At 57.7% G+C, this 17,143-nt stretch carries 16 protein-coding genes; 13 read left to right on the top strand and 3 right to left on the bottom strand.

The annotated features are described in order from the left end of the window. The first annotated feature begins 94 nt into the window (after positions 1-94). Both BLV81_RS13580 and BLV81_RS13575 read left to right on the top strand, forming a co-directional pair. Positions 95-895 carry a competence/damage-inducible protein A gene (locus BLV81_RS13580; RefSeq protein ID WP_092357096.1) on the top strand — a complete coding sequence of 267 codons (801 nt, stop codon included), beginning with the start codon at positions 95-97 and terminating at the stop codon, positions 893-895. Between the two features lie 116 nt (positions 896-1,011). After that, positions 1,012-3,558 carry a DUF349 domain-containing protein gene (locus BLV81_RS13575; RefSeq protein WP_092357093.1) on the top strand — a complete coding sequence of 849 codons (2,547 nt, stop codon included), beginning with the start codon at positions 1,012-1,014 and terminating at the stop codon, positions 3,556-3,558. A 133-nt stretch (positions 3,559-3,691) separates the two neighbouring features. Here BLV81_RS13575 and BLV81_RS13570 read toward each other — a convergent pair whose 3' ends face one another. Further along, on the bottom strand, positions 3,692-4,258 hold the full coding sequence (locus BLV81_RS13570) for a phasin family protein (RefSeq protein ID WP_092357090.1): 567 nt from the start codon (positions 4,256-4,258) through the stop codon (positions 3,692-3,694). Between the two features lie 316 nt (positions 4,259-4,574). On the opposite strand from BLV81_RS13570, the gene BLV81_RS13565 reads away from it, so the two are divergent. Both BLV81_RS13565 and BLV81_RS13560 read left to right on the top strand, forming a co-directional pair. Beyond that, a complete protein-coding gene (locus BLV81_RS13565; RefSeq protein ID WP_092357087.1) occupies positions 4,575-5,501 on the top strand; it encodes a histone deacetylase family protein in 927 nt (308 codons plus the stop codon). A 34-nt stretch (positions 5,502-5,535) separates the two neighbouring features. Further along, entirely contained in the window at positions 5,536-6,438 is a 903-nt protein-coding gene (locus tag BLV81_RS13560) for a DMT family transporter (protein ID WP_092357084.1), read from the top strand. A 5-nt stretch (positions 6,439-6,443) separates the two neighbouring features. Here the strand turns inward: BLV81_RS13560 and BLV81_RS13555 are convergent, their stop codons facing one another. Then, positions 6,444-7,235, bottom strand: coding sequence for a helix-turn-helix transcriptional regulator (locus BLV81_RS13555; RefSeq protein WP_092357081.1), 792 nt, complete (start codon positions 7,233-7,235; stop codon positions 6,444-6,446). Positions 7,236-7,368: 133 nt separating this feature from the next. Here BLV81_RS13555 and BLV81_RS13550 point away from each other — a divergent pair, with 133 nt between their 5' ends. Next, positions 7,369-8,136 (top strand): class I SAM-dependent methyltransferase, encoded by a 768-nt coding sequence (locus BLV81_RS13550; protein ID WP_092357078.1) that lies wholly within the window; start codon positions 7,369-7,371, stop codon positions 8,134-8,136. Positions 8,137-8,317: 181 nt separating this feature from the next. Then, on the top strand, positions 8,318-9,469 hold the full coding sequence (gene pbpG / locus BLV81_RS13545) for a D-alanyl-D-alanine endopeptidase (protein ID WP_092357075.1): 1,152 nt from the start codon (positions 8,318-8,320) through the stop codon (positions 9,467-9,469). A gap of 210 nt (positions 9,470-9,679) precedes the next feature. On the opposite strand, the gene BLV81_RS13540 is transcribed toward pbpG, so the two are convergent. After that, the gene (locus tag BLV81_RS13540; RefSeq protein WP_092357072.1) at positions 9,680-10,456 is read right to left on the bottom strand and encodes an IclR family transcriptional regulator; all 777 of its coding nucleotides are present in this window, start codon (positions 10,454-10,456) and stop codon (positions 9,680-9,682) included. A 226-nt stretch (positions 10,457-10,682) separates the two neighbouring features. On the opposite strand from BLV81_RS13540, the gene BLV81_RS13535 reads away from it, so the two are divergent. From BLV81_RS13535 to BLV81_RS13505, 7 genes are all read left to right on the top strand, one after another. Next, a complete protein-coding gene (locus tag BLV81_RS13535) occupies positions 10,683-11,111 on the top strand; it encodes a diacylglycerol kinase (protein WP_092357069.1) in 429 nt (142 codons plus the stop codon). A gap of 98 nt (positions 11,112-11,209) precedes the next feature. Then, the gene (locus BLV81_RS13530; RefSeq protein ID WP_092357369.1) at positions 11,210-11,986 is read left to right on the top strand and encodes a DeoR/GlpR family DNA-binding transcription regulator; all 777 of its coding nucleotides are present in this window, start codon (positions 11,210-11,212) and stop codon (positions 11,984-11,986) included. Between the two features lie 33 nt (positions 11,987-12,019). After that, positions 12,020-13,168, top strand: coding sequence for an MFS transporter (locus BLV81_RS13525; protein ID WP_092357066.1), 1,149 nt, complete (start codon positions 12,020-12,022; stop codon positions 13,166-13,168). A 140-nt stretch (positions 13,169-13,308) separates the two neighbouring features. Continuing rightward, positions 13,309-14,325, top strand: a complete 1,017-nt coding sequence (locus BLV81_RS13520) for a sulfate ABC transporter substrate-binding protein (protein WP_092357063.1) — start codon at positions 13,309-13,311, stop codon at positions 14,323-14,325. Between the two features lie 70 nt (positions 14,326-14,395). Further along, on the top strand, positions 14,396-14,986 hold the full coding sequence (gene ssuE / locus BLV81_RS13515; protein ID WP_092357061.1) for an NADPH-dependent FMN reductase: 591 nt from the start codon (positions 14,396-14,398) through the stop codon (positions 14,984-14,986). A 121-nt stretch (positions 14,987-15,107) separates the two neighbouring features. Continuing rightward, positions 15,108-16,094 (top strand): aliphatic sulfonate ABC transporter substrate-binding protein, encoded by a 987-nt coding sequence (locus BLV81_RS13510; RefSeq protein WP_092357058.1) that lies wholly within the window; start codon positions 15,108-15,110, stop codon positions 16,092-16,094. Between the two features lie 14 nt (positions 16,095-16,108). Next, the gene (locus BLV81_RS13505) at positions 16,109-17,116 is read left to right on the top strand and encodes an aliphatic sulfonate ABC transporter substrate-binding protein (RefSeq protein WP_092357055.1); all 1,008 of its coding nucleotides are present in this window, start codon (positions 16,109-16,111) and stop codon (positions 17,114-17,116) included. Positions 17,117-17,143: the final 27 nt, after the last annotated feature.

The following is a 17,143-nucleotide window of genomic DNA, read 5'->3' as shown; positions in this document are numbered from 1 at the left end:
ATAGAATACCTTAGCGCTATTCCCTGATTCATTATCTTTCTGCCACCTATTTCTGCTCATCTTCAGTTAATTTCCAAGTAAACGGCGATCCCCCATGGCAATCGGACTTATCATCATCGGCGACGAAATCCTGTCAGGCAGGCGAGTCGATAAACACTTTCCGAAAATACTGGAAATGCTTGCCGCCCGCGGTTTAAGCCTGGACTGGGCAGAATGCATAGGCGACGATCCGGCCCGCATTACGGCGACCCTGAAACGTACATTCGCCAGCGACGACATCGTGTTTTGCACCGGCGGCATCGGCGCCACGCCAGACGATCACACGCGTCAGTGTGCGGCGGCGGCGCTTGGCGTGCCGCTGGTGTTGCATCCGCAAGCGCGCGAGAAAATCCGTGAACGGATTGCCGACACCGCGCGCGACGCCGGGTCGGAACCTGACTACGACACGCCTGATAACCTGCACAGGCTGAAGATGGGCGAGTTTCCGCAGGGCGCCGCCATCATTCCCAACCCGTTTAACAAGATTCCCGGTTTTTCAGTGCTGCACCAAGGCGCGGGCGCACATTATTTTGCGCCGGGTTTCCCGGTGATGGCCTGGCCCATGTTCGAGTGGGTACTGGATACGTATTACGCAGACCGCTTCCATCAGAATCCGCAGCTGGAGCAATCGGTACTGGTGTTCGGCGCCATGGAGTCGACGCTGACACCGTTGATGGAAGCCATCGAGACGGAATTCCCCTTGGTTAAGGTATTCAGCCTGCCGCATGTCGGCGATGCCGACACCCGACGCCACATCGATCTCGGCGTCAAGGGCGAACCGGTGCAGAGCGCAGCAGCATTCAAGAAAATGCTGTCCGGCCTCGATCAGCTCAAGGCAGAGTACCGGCCGGCTTAGTTGCCGGGCTGAGCCATTTTCTATCTTTACTTATTTCCCTTATTTATTTCCCTACTTAACCAAAGCTTTTGCCGCTAGCGACTAACGGCAATCTGCTTCCATCTGATTGATATCACATGTTCGGATTCCTCTTTAAGCGCGCTGAGCGCAAGGCGCCACAACCGGTCGTTGCTCCCCAGGACGCATTGCGCGCCGAAGCCAGGCAAGCGTCCGGCCAGGCCCGGCAGCAAGCGCTGCAACAGGCGCAGGCTTTGCCGGATGAAGCTGCCGCGGTCGCGTTCATTTTGCAATCGACGTTTGCCGACGCCCGCTTGTGTGCGGCACAGCAGGTGCAGTCGCGCGCAGCTTTGGAACAAGTGCTGCAGGCCTGCCGCAATACCGACAGGCGGGTTGCCAAATTAGTGCAGGGAAGGCTGGACAGCGGGCGTCAGCAGCAATTGATCGCCGACAGGGCGGCCGCATCCGTGGCGCAGGCGCAGCGCTTGCAGCAAGAGCCGCAGCTGATGCCGAATCAGGTTGCGGAGCTGGACCGCGGCTGGGACGCCAAGGATGTGCCCGCCGAATTACTGCAACAATTCACGCAGCTGCGTGCCGTGCTTGCCGATCGCTTGACGGCCCAGGCCGACTTGCAACGCAGCGCCATCGCTTCATTGAACAGTGCGCGCGCGCTGCATTCGCAGGCTAAAGCGACGATGGCCGTTGCTCCGCAGCTCGAACAGGAGCTGGGTGCATTGGAATCGCAAATGGCCGTCTGCGCCGCTCACGCGGAAGCGCTGAGCTTGCCGCGCCATCTGGCGCCAGAGTTCGCACAGGAAGCCCAGGCGTTACGCAAGCTGCTGTCGACTTTGCAACAGCATCAATCGGCTCTGCAGGCGCGCAACGACGCGCTGGCAAACTGGGAAGCGGCCACAGAGACGCTGAATCCGGATGCGCTAAAAGCCGGCTGGTCGGCACTGCCGACATTGCCTGCGGCGTTACTTGACGATGGTTTGGAGCAACGCTATCAGGCGTTGTTGAAGCAACATGCGGCAGTGCCTGCCAAACCGCAAAAGATTCATGCGTCGGCAGCACCGGCTGAAGCGGCCGAGGGCCCGCAAATTGCCGAAGCTTTGGATGGGCTTGAAAAGGCATTGGAAGACGGTGCATTGCAAGTGGCGATGGATTTCGACAAGATATTGCGCGCTATCGATTTCAAGTTGCGCAAACCGAATGCGAGCCAAAGCAGCCGTCTGGCGCAAGCACGCGGCGAATTGACCCGCTTGCAAGGCTGGGCGCGCTGGGGCGGCAACGTCTCGCGTGAAGAATTGACCAAGGCTGCGCAGGAATTGCCGCTGCAGGCGCTGGCGCCGGCCGAACTGGCAAAGAAAATCGGCAGCCTGCGGGCGCGCTGGAAGTCCTTGGATGGCAATTCAGGACCGGCGCCGAAAATCCTGTGGGAGGGATTTGATGCGGCTTGCACCAGCGCTTATGCGCCGGTCGCCGCGCACTTCCAGCAACAGGCTGAACAGCGCCAAGCCAATCAAGCCAATGCCCGCACCTTGATCGATGAAGTGCAGCAGCATGCGCAAGCGATGCTGTCGGCGGAGGCTGCGCCGGACTGGAAAGCCGTCGCCCAGTATTGCCAGCAAAAGCAGCAGGCGTGGAAGAACCTGGGACCGATCAATCGCAGTGAGAAAAAGACACTCGATAACAGTTTTTCCACCGCGATCGAAACCTTGCTGGCGCCGTTGGCGCAGCAACAAGATATCGAAATCGCCCGCCGAGAAAAATTAATTGCCGAAGCGGCGCAGTTGCCCGCCAACCAGCGCGATACGGCTGAGCGTGTGAAAGAATTGCAACAACGCTGGCAAGAGCAAGCCAAGGCGCTGCCTTTGCCGCGGCAGGATGAGCAGGAACTGTGGCTGCGTTTTCGCAGTGCATGCGACGCCATCTTTGCCCAACGCAAGGAGGCCGCATCAAGCGCCGATGCGGAACGCCGCGACAACCTGCATTTGCGCGAAGAGCAATGCGCGGTGCTGGAAGCAGCGCTAGACCGGCCGCAGCCGGAATTGCCGAAAATCCTGCAGCAAGCCCAGCAAGAGTGGGCGCGCAGCGGACCAGTGCCGCGTGCGCTTCAGGCGCAGATCGACGCACGTTTCCAGGCCGCGCTCGGCGCGCTGCAAGCGCGGCTCGACCAGAGTCGGCAGCAGGCGGCGCAGGCGCAAGCCGACGCCTTGCGCGACAAACTGATTTTGTGCCAGCAAGTTGAAGCAAGCATCGTCCACGCAGATGCAGGCTCTGCAGGAAGCCAGGCCGAATCGGATTGGCGCGGTAGCTGGCAAGCATTGCCGAAGCTGGCCCCGGCATTTGAAAAAGTCGTCGCGGCGCGTTTCGAACGGGCGTTGCAGAATAGCGGCAACTACGCGGCTACTCTTGAAAACCAGCGCCCGGCGCTACAACAGGAGTTGTTGCGGGCTGAAATCCTGGCAGGAATCGAGAGCCCTGCAGCGCTCTCGCGCGAACGTTTGCAATTGCAGGTTGAGGTGTTGCAAGCGTCATTGAAGGCGGGCGCTTCAGCGAGAAATGTCGAGCAGCAGCTGTTGTATATTTGCGACTTGCCGGCCTTGATGGATGAACCGACGCTGCAGCGACTGTTGAAACTTGTGGCTCAGATCAAACCTTGATGCCGGTTTGGCGCCATAGTTAATTCTGACAGGCAAAAAAAATACCCCGGTGATCCGGGGTAAATAACGATACCGGCGCTGCCGGATACCGAGGAGATTCAGGCAGGCGCGCCAGGCACGCCTGTTTGACAAATTACTTCTTGGCCGGACGCGCTGCAGTCTTGGTAGCAGCTTGGGACAATTGGTCGACAGCGTTGTTGACGTTGCTTTCCAGAGTTTCAACGGCTTGCTTGGTGTTCTTGGCGAACTGTTCGTAACCGGCGTTGGCGCTGCCGATTGCCGATTTGACGAAAGCAACTGCGCCTTCTGCGCCTGGCGGTACGTTTTTCGATGCCTGGTCGACGAACTCGATGACTTTACGCTTGGTTTCTGCGACTTGCGCTTCTGCCGCCTTGGTCAGCTCGGCTTGTGTGCTGGAAGCGATGCTGGCGAAATGACGGCCGTAAGCAATGGCTTTTTCAGTGTTCGGCTGGGCCAGGGCTGCGCTCAGCGAGAAAAATTCTTGTGGATCTTTCGCCGCAAACAATTTCTGGGTAGTGGCGTTCGACTCTTCCAGCGAGGCCTTGGCGGCGCTCAGGTTGAGGTCGATCAGTTTTTCCACGCCGGCAAATGCCTTGGTAGTGAAATCGGTGAACAGGGCCAGATTAGCTTCAAAGTTGGCTTTAGTGGCGGCTGAAAATTGTTCTGCAACGGTAGACATGGCTTCTCCTAGGGTTCAATACTGTAAAAATGACAAAATAGAGCGATAGAGTGACTTAGGGTGGCTAAGATCTAGCCGTTGATTGCATCTGCCGATGGCCTTAAATGAACATTGTGCGATGCAACAATTTCATTCTAAATTATTCTGAACCGGTGTCAAGATATTTTTTGTGCGCCGCAATATATTGTTTATATCATTTAAGCGAAAGCTTATAAAATCAATGTATTAGCGTAGTTAAATGTTGTTATTTTGAGTACTCTTCGCTTGCCATTGCCTGATGGTAGACTGATCGCTTTACCTGACTTCCGCATCTACCTTGAAAGCTTTCTACAGCGACCATTTCGTGTTGCCCTTGCCGGCCGGCCATCGCTTCCCCATGCAAAAATACCGGCTTATCCACGAAGCCGCGCTGGCGAGCATCGGCGATATCGATTTTCACGAGGCGCCGACCACTAGCGACGGCGTGCTGGCGCTTGCCCATCATCCGCACTATATAGCCGCAGTCAGCGACGGCACTTTGGCTGAAAGTGTGCAAAAAGCCATCGGTTTCCCGTGGACGCCGCAGATGGTGGAGCGCTCGCGACGCTCCGCCGGCGCCACCATCGCTGCCTGTCGCGCGGCGTTGACAGAGCCCGAGCGAATTGCGGTCAACCTGGCCGGCGGCACCCATCACGCGTTTGCCGATCAGGGCGCCGGCTTCTGCGTCTTTAACGACGCTGCGATTGCGGCCCGTCTGATGCAGGCGGAGCGCCGGGTGCAGCGGGTCGCCATCGTCGATCTGGATGTCCATCAAGGCAACGGCACAGCAGCTATCCTGGCCGATGACGATTCGATTTTCACCCTGTCGCTGCATGGCGCCCGCAATTATCCGTTCGACAAGGAGACCAGCGATCTGGATGTGGCGCTGGCAGACGGCACCGGCGACGAGGCTTATCTGAGCGCGCTGCAGGATGCACTGGCAACCATGATGGCGCGTTTTTCGCCGCAGCTGATTATTTTCCTGGCAGGCGCCGATCCGCATGAAGGCGACAGGCTAGGGCGCCTGAAGCTGAGTTTTGACGGCCTGGCCCGGCGCGACGCCATGCTGCTGGAGACCGCCAGCCAGCGTGCCATACCGGTGGCGATCGCCATGGCCGGCGGCTATGGCAAGAATATACAAGACACGGTAGCGATCCACCTGCAAACTATCGCGCTTGCGGCAGGTTTCGCGCGTCTGCACAGTGCGGAGCAACTGCTTACTTGATACGGATCCAAGCCGGATTCAACACGGATAATTCATGCAATCAGCCAGCCTTCCGGCCGCATCGCGGCCAGCTCCTCTCCTGCTAGCGGCCATGCCTATGGTGTTTGTGCTGCTCTGGAGCACCGGCTTTGTGGTTGCCAAATTCGGTTTGCCGTATGCGCCGCCGCTGACATTTCTATTGCTGCGGTTCGTCGGCGTGCTGCTGGTCCTGCTGCCTTTGGTCTTGTTAATGCGCGCTCCCTGGCCATTGGGCCAGATCCGTCACATCGCGCTGGCCGGAATTTTGTTGCAAGGCGGTTATCTGGCCGGCGTGTGGTGCGCCATCAAGCTCGGCATGCCGGCCGGCGTGTCGGCGCTGATTGTCGGCATGCAGCCTATCCTGACCGCATTTGCCGCACCCTTGATCGGTGAGTCGGTACGGCCGCGGCAATGGCTGGGCCTGCTGCTTGGCATTTGCGGAGTAGGGCTGGTGGTGGCCGCTAAAATCAGCCTGGTCGGCTTGTCCTGGCAAAGTATTACGTTGTGCCTGCTGGCGTTGCTTTCGATTACGCTTGGTACGCTGTACCAGAAACGCCACTGCTCGCATTTTGATTTGCGCACCGGCACCATCATCCAGTTTGCCGCCTCGATCGTGGTGTTGCTGCCGTTTGCGATTTTCTACGAACACCTGGCGCCAAGCCTGGACACCGTGCAATGGACGCCGCGCTTCATCGGCGCGCTGCTGTGGTCGGTACTGGCTTTGTCGATAGGCGCGATCTTCCTGTTGTTCGCACTGATACGCAAGAGCGCGGCAACCCGCGTTACCAGCTTGCTCTACCTGACGCCGCCGACCACTGCGCTGATGGCCTGGCTCATGTTCGGCGAAGTCTTCAATTTGCTCGGCATCGCCGGCATGGCCGTGGCGATATTGGGCGTGGTGTTCGTCATGAAAAAATAAACGCCCTAGGCGGGCGCCAGCGGCAGCAACATCACCAGCTTCAACTCAGGCCGGTTGGCGACCCGCAGATTGACTTGGCGATACGCCAGCTGGCCCAGCGTCGGATGACTGAAGCGGCGCTCGCCGCCTTCTTTTTCCACCACGTCGTGCAGATTCCAGGCCCGCTTGAAAGCAGCGCTGGCGGCGCTCAAGCGGGTTACCAGCCGGGCAATCTCCGGTTCGTCCAGGTACATGCCGCAATCGGCGCGAAACTCCGCCGCCAGCCGGCTTGCGCGTTGCTCCCAGTCGCTGATCAAGGTTGCCGCTTCAGGCTGGCAATAGGTGTACTCAAGCAAGTTCCTGCTGGCGCTTTTCCTGTCCAGCCAGCCGACGAACAAGGTTTTGGCAGCGCGGTTCCAGGCGATCGCGTTCCAGTGGCGATCCAGCAGATAAGCCGGGGTCTTGATGGCGCCGGTGACTGCCAGTATTTCATCAGGAATTTCCTGGGCCTGCGCATCCAGCGCCTGCGGATCCTTTTTACCGGACAACTCGAACAGATAAGCGCGCTTGGCGCGCGACAACTGTAAAGCCTCGGCGATCCGTGCCAATGCCGCCGCCGATACCGAGACGGTGCGGCCCTGTTCGATCCAGGTATACCAAGTGACGCTGATATCGCACAGCTGGGCGACTTCCTCGCGCCGCAAACCCGGAGTCCGACGGCGCGTGCTGCCGCCCAGGCGCAATGCGGCGGTAGGGATCTGGGTGCGCTGGGTTTTGATGAATTCGCCAAGTGCTTTGCGTTTTCCGGCTTGATCCACGCTGTTCCCGTTTATCCTGTTATTAGTAGTACTAGTATAAACACTAGTCTTGTAACAGGATAAAAAATAATTACACTGAACTCCGCCGCAAACACTATTGCTTTGCGTTGACTCATTTCTGAGGAGAAAACTGATGATCGTCGCCCGCAATCACGATAAAGTGGTTTCTGAACAATTCGGCAGCACCGCTGCCGCTTACCTGACCAGCACGGTTCACGCCCAAGGCGCGGATTTACAGCAACTCGCCGCCTATGCCGGCCGGTTTCCGCAAGGCAAAGCGCTCGATGTCGGTTGCGGCGCAGGACATGCCGCTTTCGCCATTGCGCCGCATATCGGCACGGTAATCGCGTACGACCTGGCTACAGAAATGCTGGATGTAGTGCAGCATGCCGCTGCCGAGCGCGGTTTGAAAAATCTGCACGTGCAGCAGGGTAGTGCCGAACGCATGCCCTTTGCCGACGCCTGCTTCGATCTGGTGTGCACGCGGTTTAGCGCGCATCACTGGACCAGGCTGCCGGAAGCGCTGGCCGAGATGGCGCGCGTATTGAAGCCGGGCGGCATGTGCATCGTGATCGATACCGCGGCGCCGGAGGATGTCTTGAGCGACACCTACTTCCAGTCCGTCGAATTGCTGCGCGACACTTCGCACGTACGTAATCGCAGCTTGTCCAGCTGGCGCCAGTTGCTGAATCAGGCAGGCTTGCGCCCAACTGCCGACCAGAGCTGGAAATTGCCGTTGCAGTTCGATACCTGGGTAGCCAGAATGCGTACGCCTGCCGAGCGGGTAGTTGCGATCAAGTCTCTGTGGGATAGCGCACCGTCAGAGGTGACGACGTATTTCAATCTGCAAGGTGATTATTCTTTTTCAATTGATGCAATATTGCTTGAATGTCACGTTTAAGTAGTCGATACTAAAGTAAATACCGGGCCGATGAGTTGCGGTAAAATCTATGTCGCAAATCGTCGTCCCGACATCGAAAGTTGTTTAATTTAGTGCGCTAACTATCTAATTCTCTTGCGATTTTTTCGATATTTGCCTACACTGCCACAAAGTTATAGATCGCCGCATATTGGAGCCGCAAATGGGCAAATCCGCGTTAATTGTTTTTTTGTCACTCTCCCTCGTGCTCGCGAACGCGCCCGCTGCTCTTGCTTCTGACCAAACAACACAAAGCACCACCAAAAAAGCCGCTAAAAAATCAGCGGCTAGCGCTGCTTCTGCCCACAAGAAAACCGTAGCCAAAGCCGGCTCCAGAAAACATGCCGTGATCGCTGCGCGTGGCGGCAGCAATACGGCGTCTTTCGATAAAAATGAAAAGCTGGTGAGGAAAGTGGCGATGGTTCATGGCCGCCGCAAAGTAACTTACCAGCGCGTGGCATTCTCACCGGCGGTACCGGCTTTGCCGCCAGTCCTGTCTGCAGGTGAGCAGGCGGGATTGAATTTGACGCGCGATCCGCTCGAGTTGAAATCCAGCGTAGCGCTGGTGCTGGATCAGAATAGTTCGGAAGTACTGCTGGATAAAAATTCCCAGGTCGCATTGCCGATCGCCTCGCTGACCAAGCTGATGACCAGTATGGTGGTGGTTGAATCGAAGCAGGACATGAACGAGGTGCTGGCCGTGACCGATGACGATATCGATCGCGAAAAGCACAGCAGCTCGCGTCTGCGTATCGGTTCGCAATTGACCCGCGCCGACATGCTGCACATCGCCTTGATGAGTTCGGAGAATCGCGCCGCATCGGCGCTTGGCCGTAACTATCCAGGCGGCTTGCCGGCCTTTGTGGCCGCCATGAATGCCAAGGCCAAGGCCCTGGGCATGAGCGAAACCCATTATGTCGATTCGACCGGGCTGTCGCATCTGAATGTCGCCAGCGCCCGCGATTTGTCGCGTCTGGTCATGGCCGCCTACCAACATCCGGTGATTCGCCAGTATTCTACAGATTCAAAATATGTGGTGGAGCCGGGCGGACGTCCGTTGCAATATTCGACCTCCAATCACCTGGTAGACAAACCTGAGTGGCAGATCGGTTTGCAAAAGACCGGATACATTAACGAAGCCGGCCGTTGCATGGTCATGCAAACTACCATCGACGGTCGCCAGATCGTGATGGTGTTCCTCGATTCGCGCGGCAAGTATTCGCGCCAGGCGGATGCCGACCGGGTTCGCAAATGGCTGGCGGATTCACATCCTGCAGCCCTGACGCGCGTAAAAATCGCTGACGGCCAAACCTGAGATGCGAGCGTAATCCAGGCTGTAATCCGATAGAAAAAACAGAGTTTATTCGTCAGCGGACTGATGAATAAACTCTGTTTTTTTTTGTGCCGGGCACTGATTGCCGAGTGCGGATAACGACAGGCGTAGGGCGGGCACGAAGCGCCCAAGTGTTATCTCAAATTCTCATTGCGTTTGCAGCTGCCGCGTGGGCGGCAGAACTTGCCCACCCTACGCTGTGTAGCCCAGCACCGCGGAAATCTGATTCGCAGTGCTGATCAGATCTTCGACCCATTCCTCTTGCAGGCGATCGGCCGGTGCGGAGATCGACAAGCCGGCGACCATCTTGCCCGAATCGTCGCGGATACCGGCGGCCATGCAGCGCACGCCGAGTTCGAGTTCTTCGTTATCGCGCGCGTAACCCAATGCGCGCACCAGGCTCAATTCGCGCTCCAGCTTGCCCAGATCGGTGATGGAATTCTTGTTGTGTCCGGCCAGTCCGGTGCGGGTAGCGTAGGCACGGACCATTTTCGGATCGTCGATGGATAAAAACAATTTACCGGTAGAAGTCAGGTGCAATGGCGCGCGGCCGCCGATGGCGCGCACTACCTGCATGCCCGAACGTTCTGAAAACGCGCGGTCGATGTAGACGATTTCATCGCTTTGGCGCACCGACAGGTTGACGGTCTGGTTGGTCTTGCGATGCAGCCCGCGCATGAAGTCGAGCGCCGCCTCGCGCACATTCAGCCGGCTTTTGACGACGTTGCCCAATTCCAGCAGGCGCATGCCAAGCCGATAACTGCCCGGTTCGGAGCGGTCGACGAAGCGCTTTACCACCAGGTCGTTGAGAATCCTGTGCGCTGTCGAAGGATGCAAGCCGGTGACTGCGGATAATTCTTTCAGGCTGACCGGATCAGGGTAGAGCGCCAAGGTATCGAGTAGCGAGATCATGCGCTCTATGACCTGGATCGAAATTTTATCGGCGTCGTCGGGAGTGGCTGTTTTCATTGGAGTAATGGTGCATTGCAATGGAATGTTTATATCATAATGTGAAAAGTTGTGCTTCGCTATCGTCATCGATTAGAGTGCCGCCACGAGCCGGCATTGCTCTCGCAATCAAAAGAAAAGCATTTGGCGTGCAGCGCAGCAAGGCTGTTAAAATTCACTCACGCAAACCTGCGTTTCCATCAAGGCAAGCCTGGCATCTCCAGCTAGCCATCAGAACCAGCACAGCATGAGCGAAAACAAGCAATCACCGCAACCGCAAGAGTCGCAGCAGCCGATCAGCGAATTCAAGAGCACCAGCGGATTCAAGAGGATTTTTTCAGCTTTCTTTTATTCGGCGGAGGGTTTCAAATCAGCCTGGAAAAACGAGCATGCATTCCGCCAGGAATTGATGATTGTGATTCCCGGCATCATCGTCGCCTTGCTGTTGCCGGTCACCCCGGTGCAAAAACTGATGCTGATCGCAGTGCTGGTCTGGATCATCATCATCGAGCTGATCAATTCGGCGATCGAAGCGGTGGTAGACAGGGTCTCGCTGGAGCGCAATCCACTCTCCAAGAACGCCAAGGATTTTGGCAGCGCCGCGGTGCTGCTGACCTGTGTGCTTGCTGTCGCCACCTGGGCCGTCATTCTCTACCCTGTCCTGACTCAAGCTTAAAACCTAAAACCGCCGAAAAGGGCCTGTTGCGGCTTTCTATTGATGATGTCTGCACGTTTGTGTATATTTACACTTGTTTGTGCATGATATGGATCGATATGAACACCGCCAATCTCCTTCTCAAAGAACGTCACGCATTCATCCGGCAACGCCTGCAGGCCGACGGCCGGGTACTGGCACTGGATCTGGCGCAGCAACTGAGCGTTTCGGAAGACACCATCCGGCGCGACCTGCGCGATCTGGCTGCGGCCGGCTGGTGCACACGGGTGTATGGCGGTGCGTTAGCGCCGTCTCCGGCGGCTGGGCCTTTGGCTGAGCGGCGTACCCTGGCGCCGGAGCGCAAAGCACGGTTGGCGCGGTCAGCGGTATCGCTGGTGGTTGCCGACAGCGTGCTGTTCATCGATGCCGGTTCGACCAACCTGGCGATTGCCGCGGCTTTACCGGAATTGCCGCTCACCGTCATCACCAATGCCGCCGCGGTGGCGTTGGCCTTGCAGGATCGGCCGGCAATCGAACTGATCATGATCGGCGGCCGCTTCGATCGCCGTACCGGCGCTAACCTGGGCGCCGCCGCGCTGCGCGACGCGGAGCGCATACGTCCCGACATTTTCTTTCTGGGCGGCTGCGGCGTCGATGTCGAAGCCGGCGTTACCTGTTTTAACTACGAAGAAGCCGAATTCAAACGCAGCCTGGCAGCAATCAGCAAATCGGTGCTGGTAGCTGCCACCAGTGAAAAACTCGGCACCGCTGCGAACTATGCGGTGCTGCCCGTAGCGCATCTCACCCATCTGGTGCTCGAATCTGACGTAGACAGTGGCCAGGCCGATGGCTTTGCCCGGCAAGGTGTGCAGCTGATGTATGCAAAGGCTGAGTGAAGACTAAATGCAGCCGCTTCCGGAGATCATGCAATGAACAATATCGGTCCTGAACAACGCTTGGCGACCCGTCTGGCCTTCCTTACCGCAGGCCTGGCCATGGCGGCCTGGGCGCCGCTGGTGCCGTATGTCAAAACGCGGCTGGGGCTGGAGGAAGCAGAGCTTGGACTTCTTTTATTGTGCCTCGGTGTCGGCTCGCTGCTCGCCATGCCGCTGACCGGGGTGCTGGCGGCGCGCCTGGGTTGCCGGCGTGTGGTTCTGATTGCCGGCGGCCTGGCTAGCGTGCTGCTTCCCTGCCTGTCGCTGGCAGCCAGTCCGTTGCAGCTGGCTATCGCTCTGTTCCTGTTCGGTGCCGCCATCGGCACCCTGGACGTTGCCATGAATATCCATGCAGTGATGGTGGAAAAAGCGAGCGGCGGCGCGCTCATGTCCGGTTTTCACGGACTGTTCAGTGTCGGCGGTTTTGTCGGCGCCGGCGGCATGGCATTGCTGCTTTGGAGTGGCTTGAGTCCATTCTGGGCCAGCGTCGTGGCTGCGGTTATCGCAGCGCTAGTGCTGGCGGCGGCCGGCCCGCACTTATTGCGCGAGCCGGAACCGAGCGCTGGTGGCGCATTATTCGTGCTGCCGCATGGCGCAGTGATTTTTATCGGCGTGCTGTGTTTTATCGTATTCCTGGTGGAGGGCGCCATTCTCGACTGGAGCGCCTTGTTCCTGACAGCCACGCGCGGTCTGGCTGCCAGCCAGGGCGGACTCGGCTACGCTGCTTTCGCCATCGCCATGACCAGCGGCCGTCTCAGTGGCGACCGCATCGTCAGGCGTTTCGGCGGCAAGCGCGTGCTGCTGCTGGGCGGCCTGTTTGCCGCCGGCGGTTTTTTTGTGGCGGTGTTTGCGACTACAGCCGGTATCGCGCTGCTCGGGTTTGTGCTGGTCGGCCTGGGGGCATCCAACATCGTGCCTATCCTGTTTTCCGCTGCCGGCAGGCAGGCGGCGATGCCGGCCAGCCTGGCAATTGCTGCCATCACCACCATCGGCTATGCCGGTATTCTGGCCGGCCCCGCCCTGATCGGCTTTGTGGCGCACGCTACCAGTTTAAGCGTCGCCTTCGCCGGATTGGGTTGCGCGCTGCTGCTGGTCGCTGCCAGCGCCCGTCTTGGCGGCTTTATGCCAATTCAACAGGAATAAGCATCCCCCTTATTCATCCGGGCAATCCATGCATATCTGTTTTTAGCATAAGGAGAGAAGAAAGAATTCGTTCTGTTTTCCAGGTGGCCTCATTAATCTGTATTCCTCAAAACAAAAAACATTTACGAGGGAAGCGGAACATGTTGAAGAAAATCGTTCGTGCGGCGATCGCCGTCGCCTTGGTAGCGCAGAGCGCACCGATTGTGCATGCGGCGGATGTTTCGCTGCTCAATGTTTCTTACGATCCTACGCGTGAGTTGTATCAAGAGTACAACAAGGCTTTTGCCAAGTACTGGAAAGAAAAGACCGGCGACAACCTCACTCTGAAGGCATCGCACGGCGGTTCGGGCAAGCAGGGGCGCTCAGTGATCGACGGCCTGGAAGCCGACGTGGTGACTCTGGCGCTGGCTTACGATATCGATGAAATTTCCGCAAAGGCCAAGTTGTTGCCGGCCGACTGGCAACAACGTTTGCCGCATAACAGCACGCCATACACCTCGACCATCGTGTTATTGGTGCGCAAGGGTAATCCCAAGGGCATCAAGGACTGGGACGATCTGGTCAAGCCCGGCGTATCGGTGGTGGTGGCTAATCCAAAGACTTCCGGCGGCGCGCGCTGGGCTTATCTGGCAGCTTACGGCTATGCCCTGAAGAAGAACCATGGCGACGACGCCAAGGCGCGCGATTTCATTTCGCGCCTGTATAAGAACGTACCGGTGCTGGATTCCGGCGCGCGCGGCTCGACTGTCACCTTTGCCGAACGCGGTGTAGGCGATGTGCTGCTGTCGTGGGAAAACGAGGCTTACCTGGTCGAAGCGGAATTCGGCAAAGGCAAGTTCGATACCGTGTTTCCATCGCTGAGCATCCTGGCTGAGCCGCCGGTGGCGGTGGTCGACAAGGTGGTCGACAAGCGCGGCACACGCAAGGTGGCGCAAGCCTATCTGGAGTACTTGTACTCGCCGCAAGGGCAGGAAATCGCCGCCCACAATTACTATCGTCCTATCGATCCTAAAGTCGCCGCCAAGTATGCGGCTAAATTTCCGAAGCTGAGTCTGTTCACCATAGACGACACTTTCGGCGGTTGGAAAAATGCGCAGAAAGTCCATTTCAGCGATGGCGGTGTGTTCGATAAGATTTATCAGCCTGGCGTGAAATAAGCCGGCTGATCGAATTGATCGTAAAGACTCAACGGCCCTGCCTGGCAGGGGCGTTTCAAGATTGCAACAGATGACTATTTTGTTATTGGCTGGCAGCCCGTCAGCGCCTTCGAGTTCTACCCGATTGCTGCATTACACAGGTGAAAAATTGGCGTTGCTAGGACATCGATACAGCAAACTGGATGTGCGGGATCTGCCGGGCGATGCATTGCTACGCGCCGATTTCAACAACACGCTGATTCAGGCCGCGCTGGCGCAAGTGGCGCAAGCGACGGCAGTAGTGGTGGCGACGCCGGTCTACAAGGCGGCCTATAGCGGTGCGCTAAAGGCGTTTCTCGATCTGCTGCCGCAGTTTGGCCTGGCCGGCAAGCTGGTGCTGCCGCTGGCCACAGGCGGCAGTCAATCGCACATGCTGGCGCTGGACTACGCCTTGCGGCCGGTATTGTCGTCGCTGGCCGCCAGGCATGTACTGCCCAGCATTTATGCGACGGAAGCGCAGGTGCAATGGTCGGAACAGGAAGGTTTGAGCCTGGACCAGAATCTCTTCCAGCGGATTAACGAAGGTGTGCAGCAGTTATCGGATAGCTTGCTGGCGTTACGCAAGGGTAGCGCGAACGATTTCGATCCGATTCCGTTTGCGCAGGTGCGATGTAGCGTGTAGCAGGAAAATCCACTCGGATAGCCAATCAACTAGCTAACAATTTATCCCGCCCAGCAGTTTGAAAAATTCCATCGTCGCTGATGGAGGGGATCGTTTTGCCTAAAAAATCAGGAAACCAGCAATGATAGCCTCGACTAGAAACAAATACACAAGACGCCACGTGCTGACGTTGCTCTCCGCAGTCGCCGCCGGTGCGTTTGCGGTTAGCGCGCCGCAGCTGGCGCAGGCGCAGGAAAAACAGGTGCTGCGTATCGGTTATCAGAAAGCCGCCAGTACCCTGGTATTGCTGAAAGCCCATGGCGCATTGGAAAAAATCCTGGCGGCCCAGGGCATTGAGGTGAAATGGGCCGAGTTCGCCGCCGGTCCGCAATTGCTGGAAGCCTTGAATGTCGGCTCGGTCGACTTCGGTTATGTCGGTGAAGCGCCGCCTATCATTGCGCAGGCGGCGGGCGCTGATTTTGTGTACAGCGCTTACGAAATCCCGACGCCGGAGGCAGAAAGCATCCTGGTGCCGAAGAACTCGCCGATCACATCGCCGGCGCAATTGAAGGGCAAGAAAATAGCCTTCAATAAGGGGTCCGATGTGCATTGGCTGGTCATCAGCCTGCTCAAGAAAGGCGGTATCGCCTACAGTGAATTCCAGCCCATCTACCTGGCGCCGGCCGATGCCCGCGCGGCTTTCGAGCGCGGTGCGGTCGATGCCTGGGCGATCTGGGATCCATTCCAAACGGCAGCGATCAAGCAACTCGACGCCAAAGTCCTGGCCAGCGGCAGCGGCGCCGTCAGCCATCACCAGTTCTTCCTGAGTGCGCGCAAATACGCCTCAAAAAATCAAGTGGTGATGAATACTGTCATGGAAGAGGTCGATAAAGAAGGGCGCTGGATACGCGCCAATTACAAGGAAGCAGCGCTGCAACTGGCGCCGATCCAGGGCTTGGAGCCGGAGGTGGTCGAAGCCGGCCTCAGGCATTACGCCCACATTTACAAACCGATCGATAACAAGGTGCTGGACGAACAGCAAAAGATCGCCGATGCCTTCTATGAATTGAAACTGATACCAAAGAAGATTTCGACGCGTGACGCCGTGCTGTTTCCTCCTAAATCTTGAGAAGGCCGGACATCATGGCTATCGCTTTCCTCCATCGCCGTTTGCTGCTGGCGCTTCCATTGACGTTTCTATTATTATCAGCTTTGTTGTCGCCAGGTCCGTTGCAAGCGCAACCCTTGGCCGACAAAAAAGAACCTGAACAGATACGCATCGGCTTTCAAAAAAGCGCGGTCAATCTGGTGGTCCTGAAACAACGCAACACGCTGGAACAACGCTTCAAGAACAGCAAGATAGTCTGGCTGGAATTTCCCGCCGGTCCGCAGCTGCTGGAGGCTTTGTCCGCCGGCAGTCTTGATTTCGGCATGACCGGAGATAGCCCGCCGGTGTTTGCCCAGGCTGCCAACAAGGACTTGCTGTATGTCGGCGCCGAGCCGCCGAAGCCTGAGAGTTCTGCGATATTGGTGCAAGCCGCTTCGGCGATCAAGACCCTGGTGGATTTGAAAGGCAAGCGGATCGCCTTGCAAAAAGGTTCCAGTGCGCACTTCCTGCTGCTGCAGGCGGTCAGGAAAGCTGGCCTGGCGTGGACCGACATCCAGCCGATTTATCTGGCGCCGGCCGATGCCCGCGCCGCGTTCGAACGTGGCAGCGTCGATGCCTGGGCGATCTGGGATCCGTACTACGGCGCCGCCGAGCTGAGTTTCAAACCGCGGGTACTGAGCAGCGGCCGTGGCTTGTCCGACAATAATTCCTTCTATCTGGCGGCGCGCGGTTTTGCCGAAAACTATCCTGGCACGGTATTGAGCTTGCTGGACGAACTGACCAAAGCCGATCGCTACGTGCGACAGAATCGCAAGGAAGTGGCGCAACTGATCTCCGATGTCAGCGGCTTGAACCTGGCGACCGTGCATCTGTTCCTGAGCCGTCGCGCCAGTCCGTCGCCGACCGCGCTAATCAGTCCGGTCATGGCGATCGATCAACAGCGTGTCGCCGATAGTTTCAAGGAAATCGGCTTGATCCCGCGCGCTGTCAAAGTGGCCGATGTCATCTGGCAGCCAAAGAATGCGCCGCTGGCGCAGCAGTGAAATTCGAAAAACAGATTAATCAACCAA

It is taken from the genome of Collimonas sp. OK242, from assembly GCF_900107095.1.
In the GTDB taxonomy this organism is placed as follows: Bacteria; Pseudomonadota; Gammaproteobacteria; order Burkholderiales; family Burkholderiaceae_D; genus Collimonas.
The sequence above is the reverse complement of the archived record's forward strand: the minus strand, read 5'-3'. Positions and strand labels throughout refer to the sequence as shown.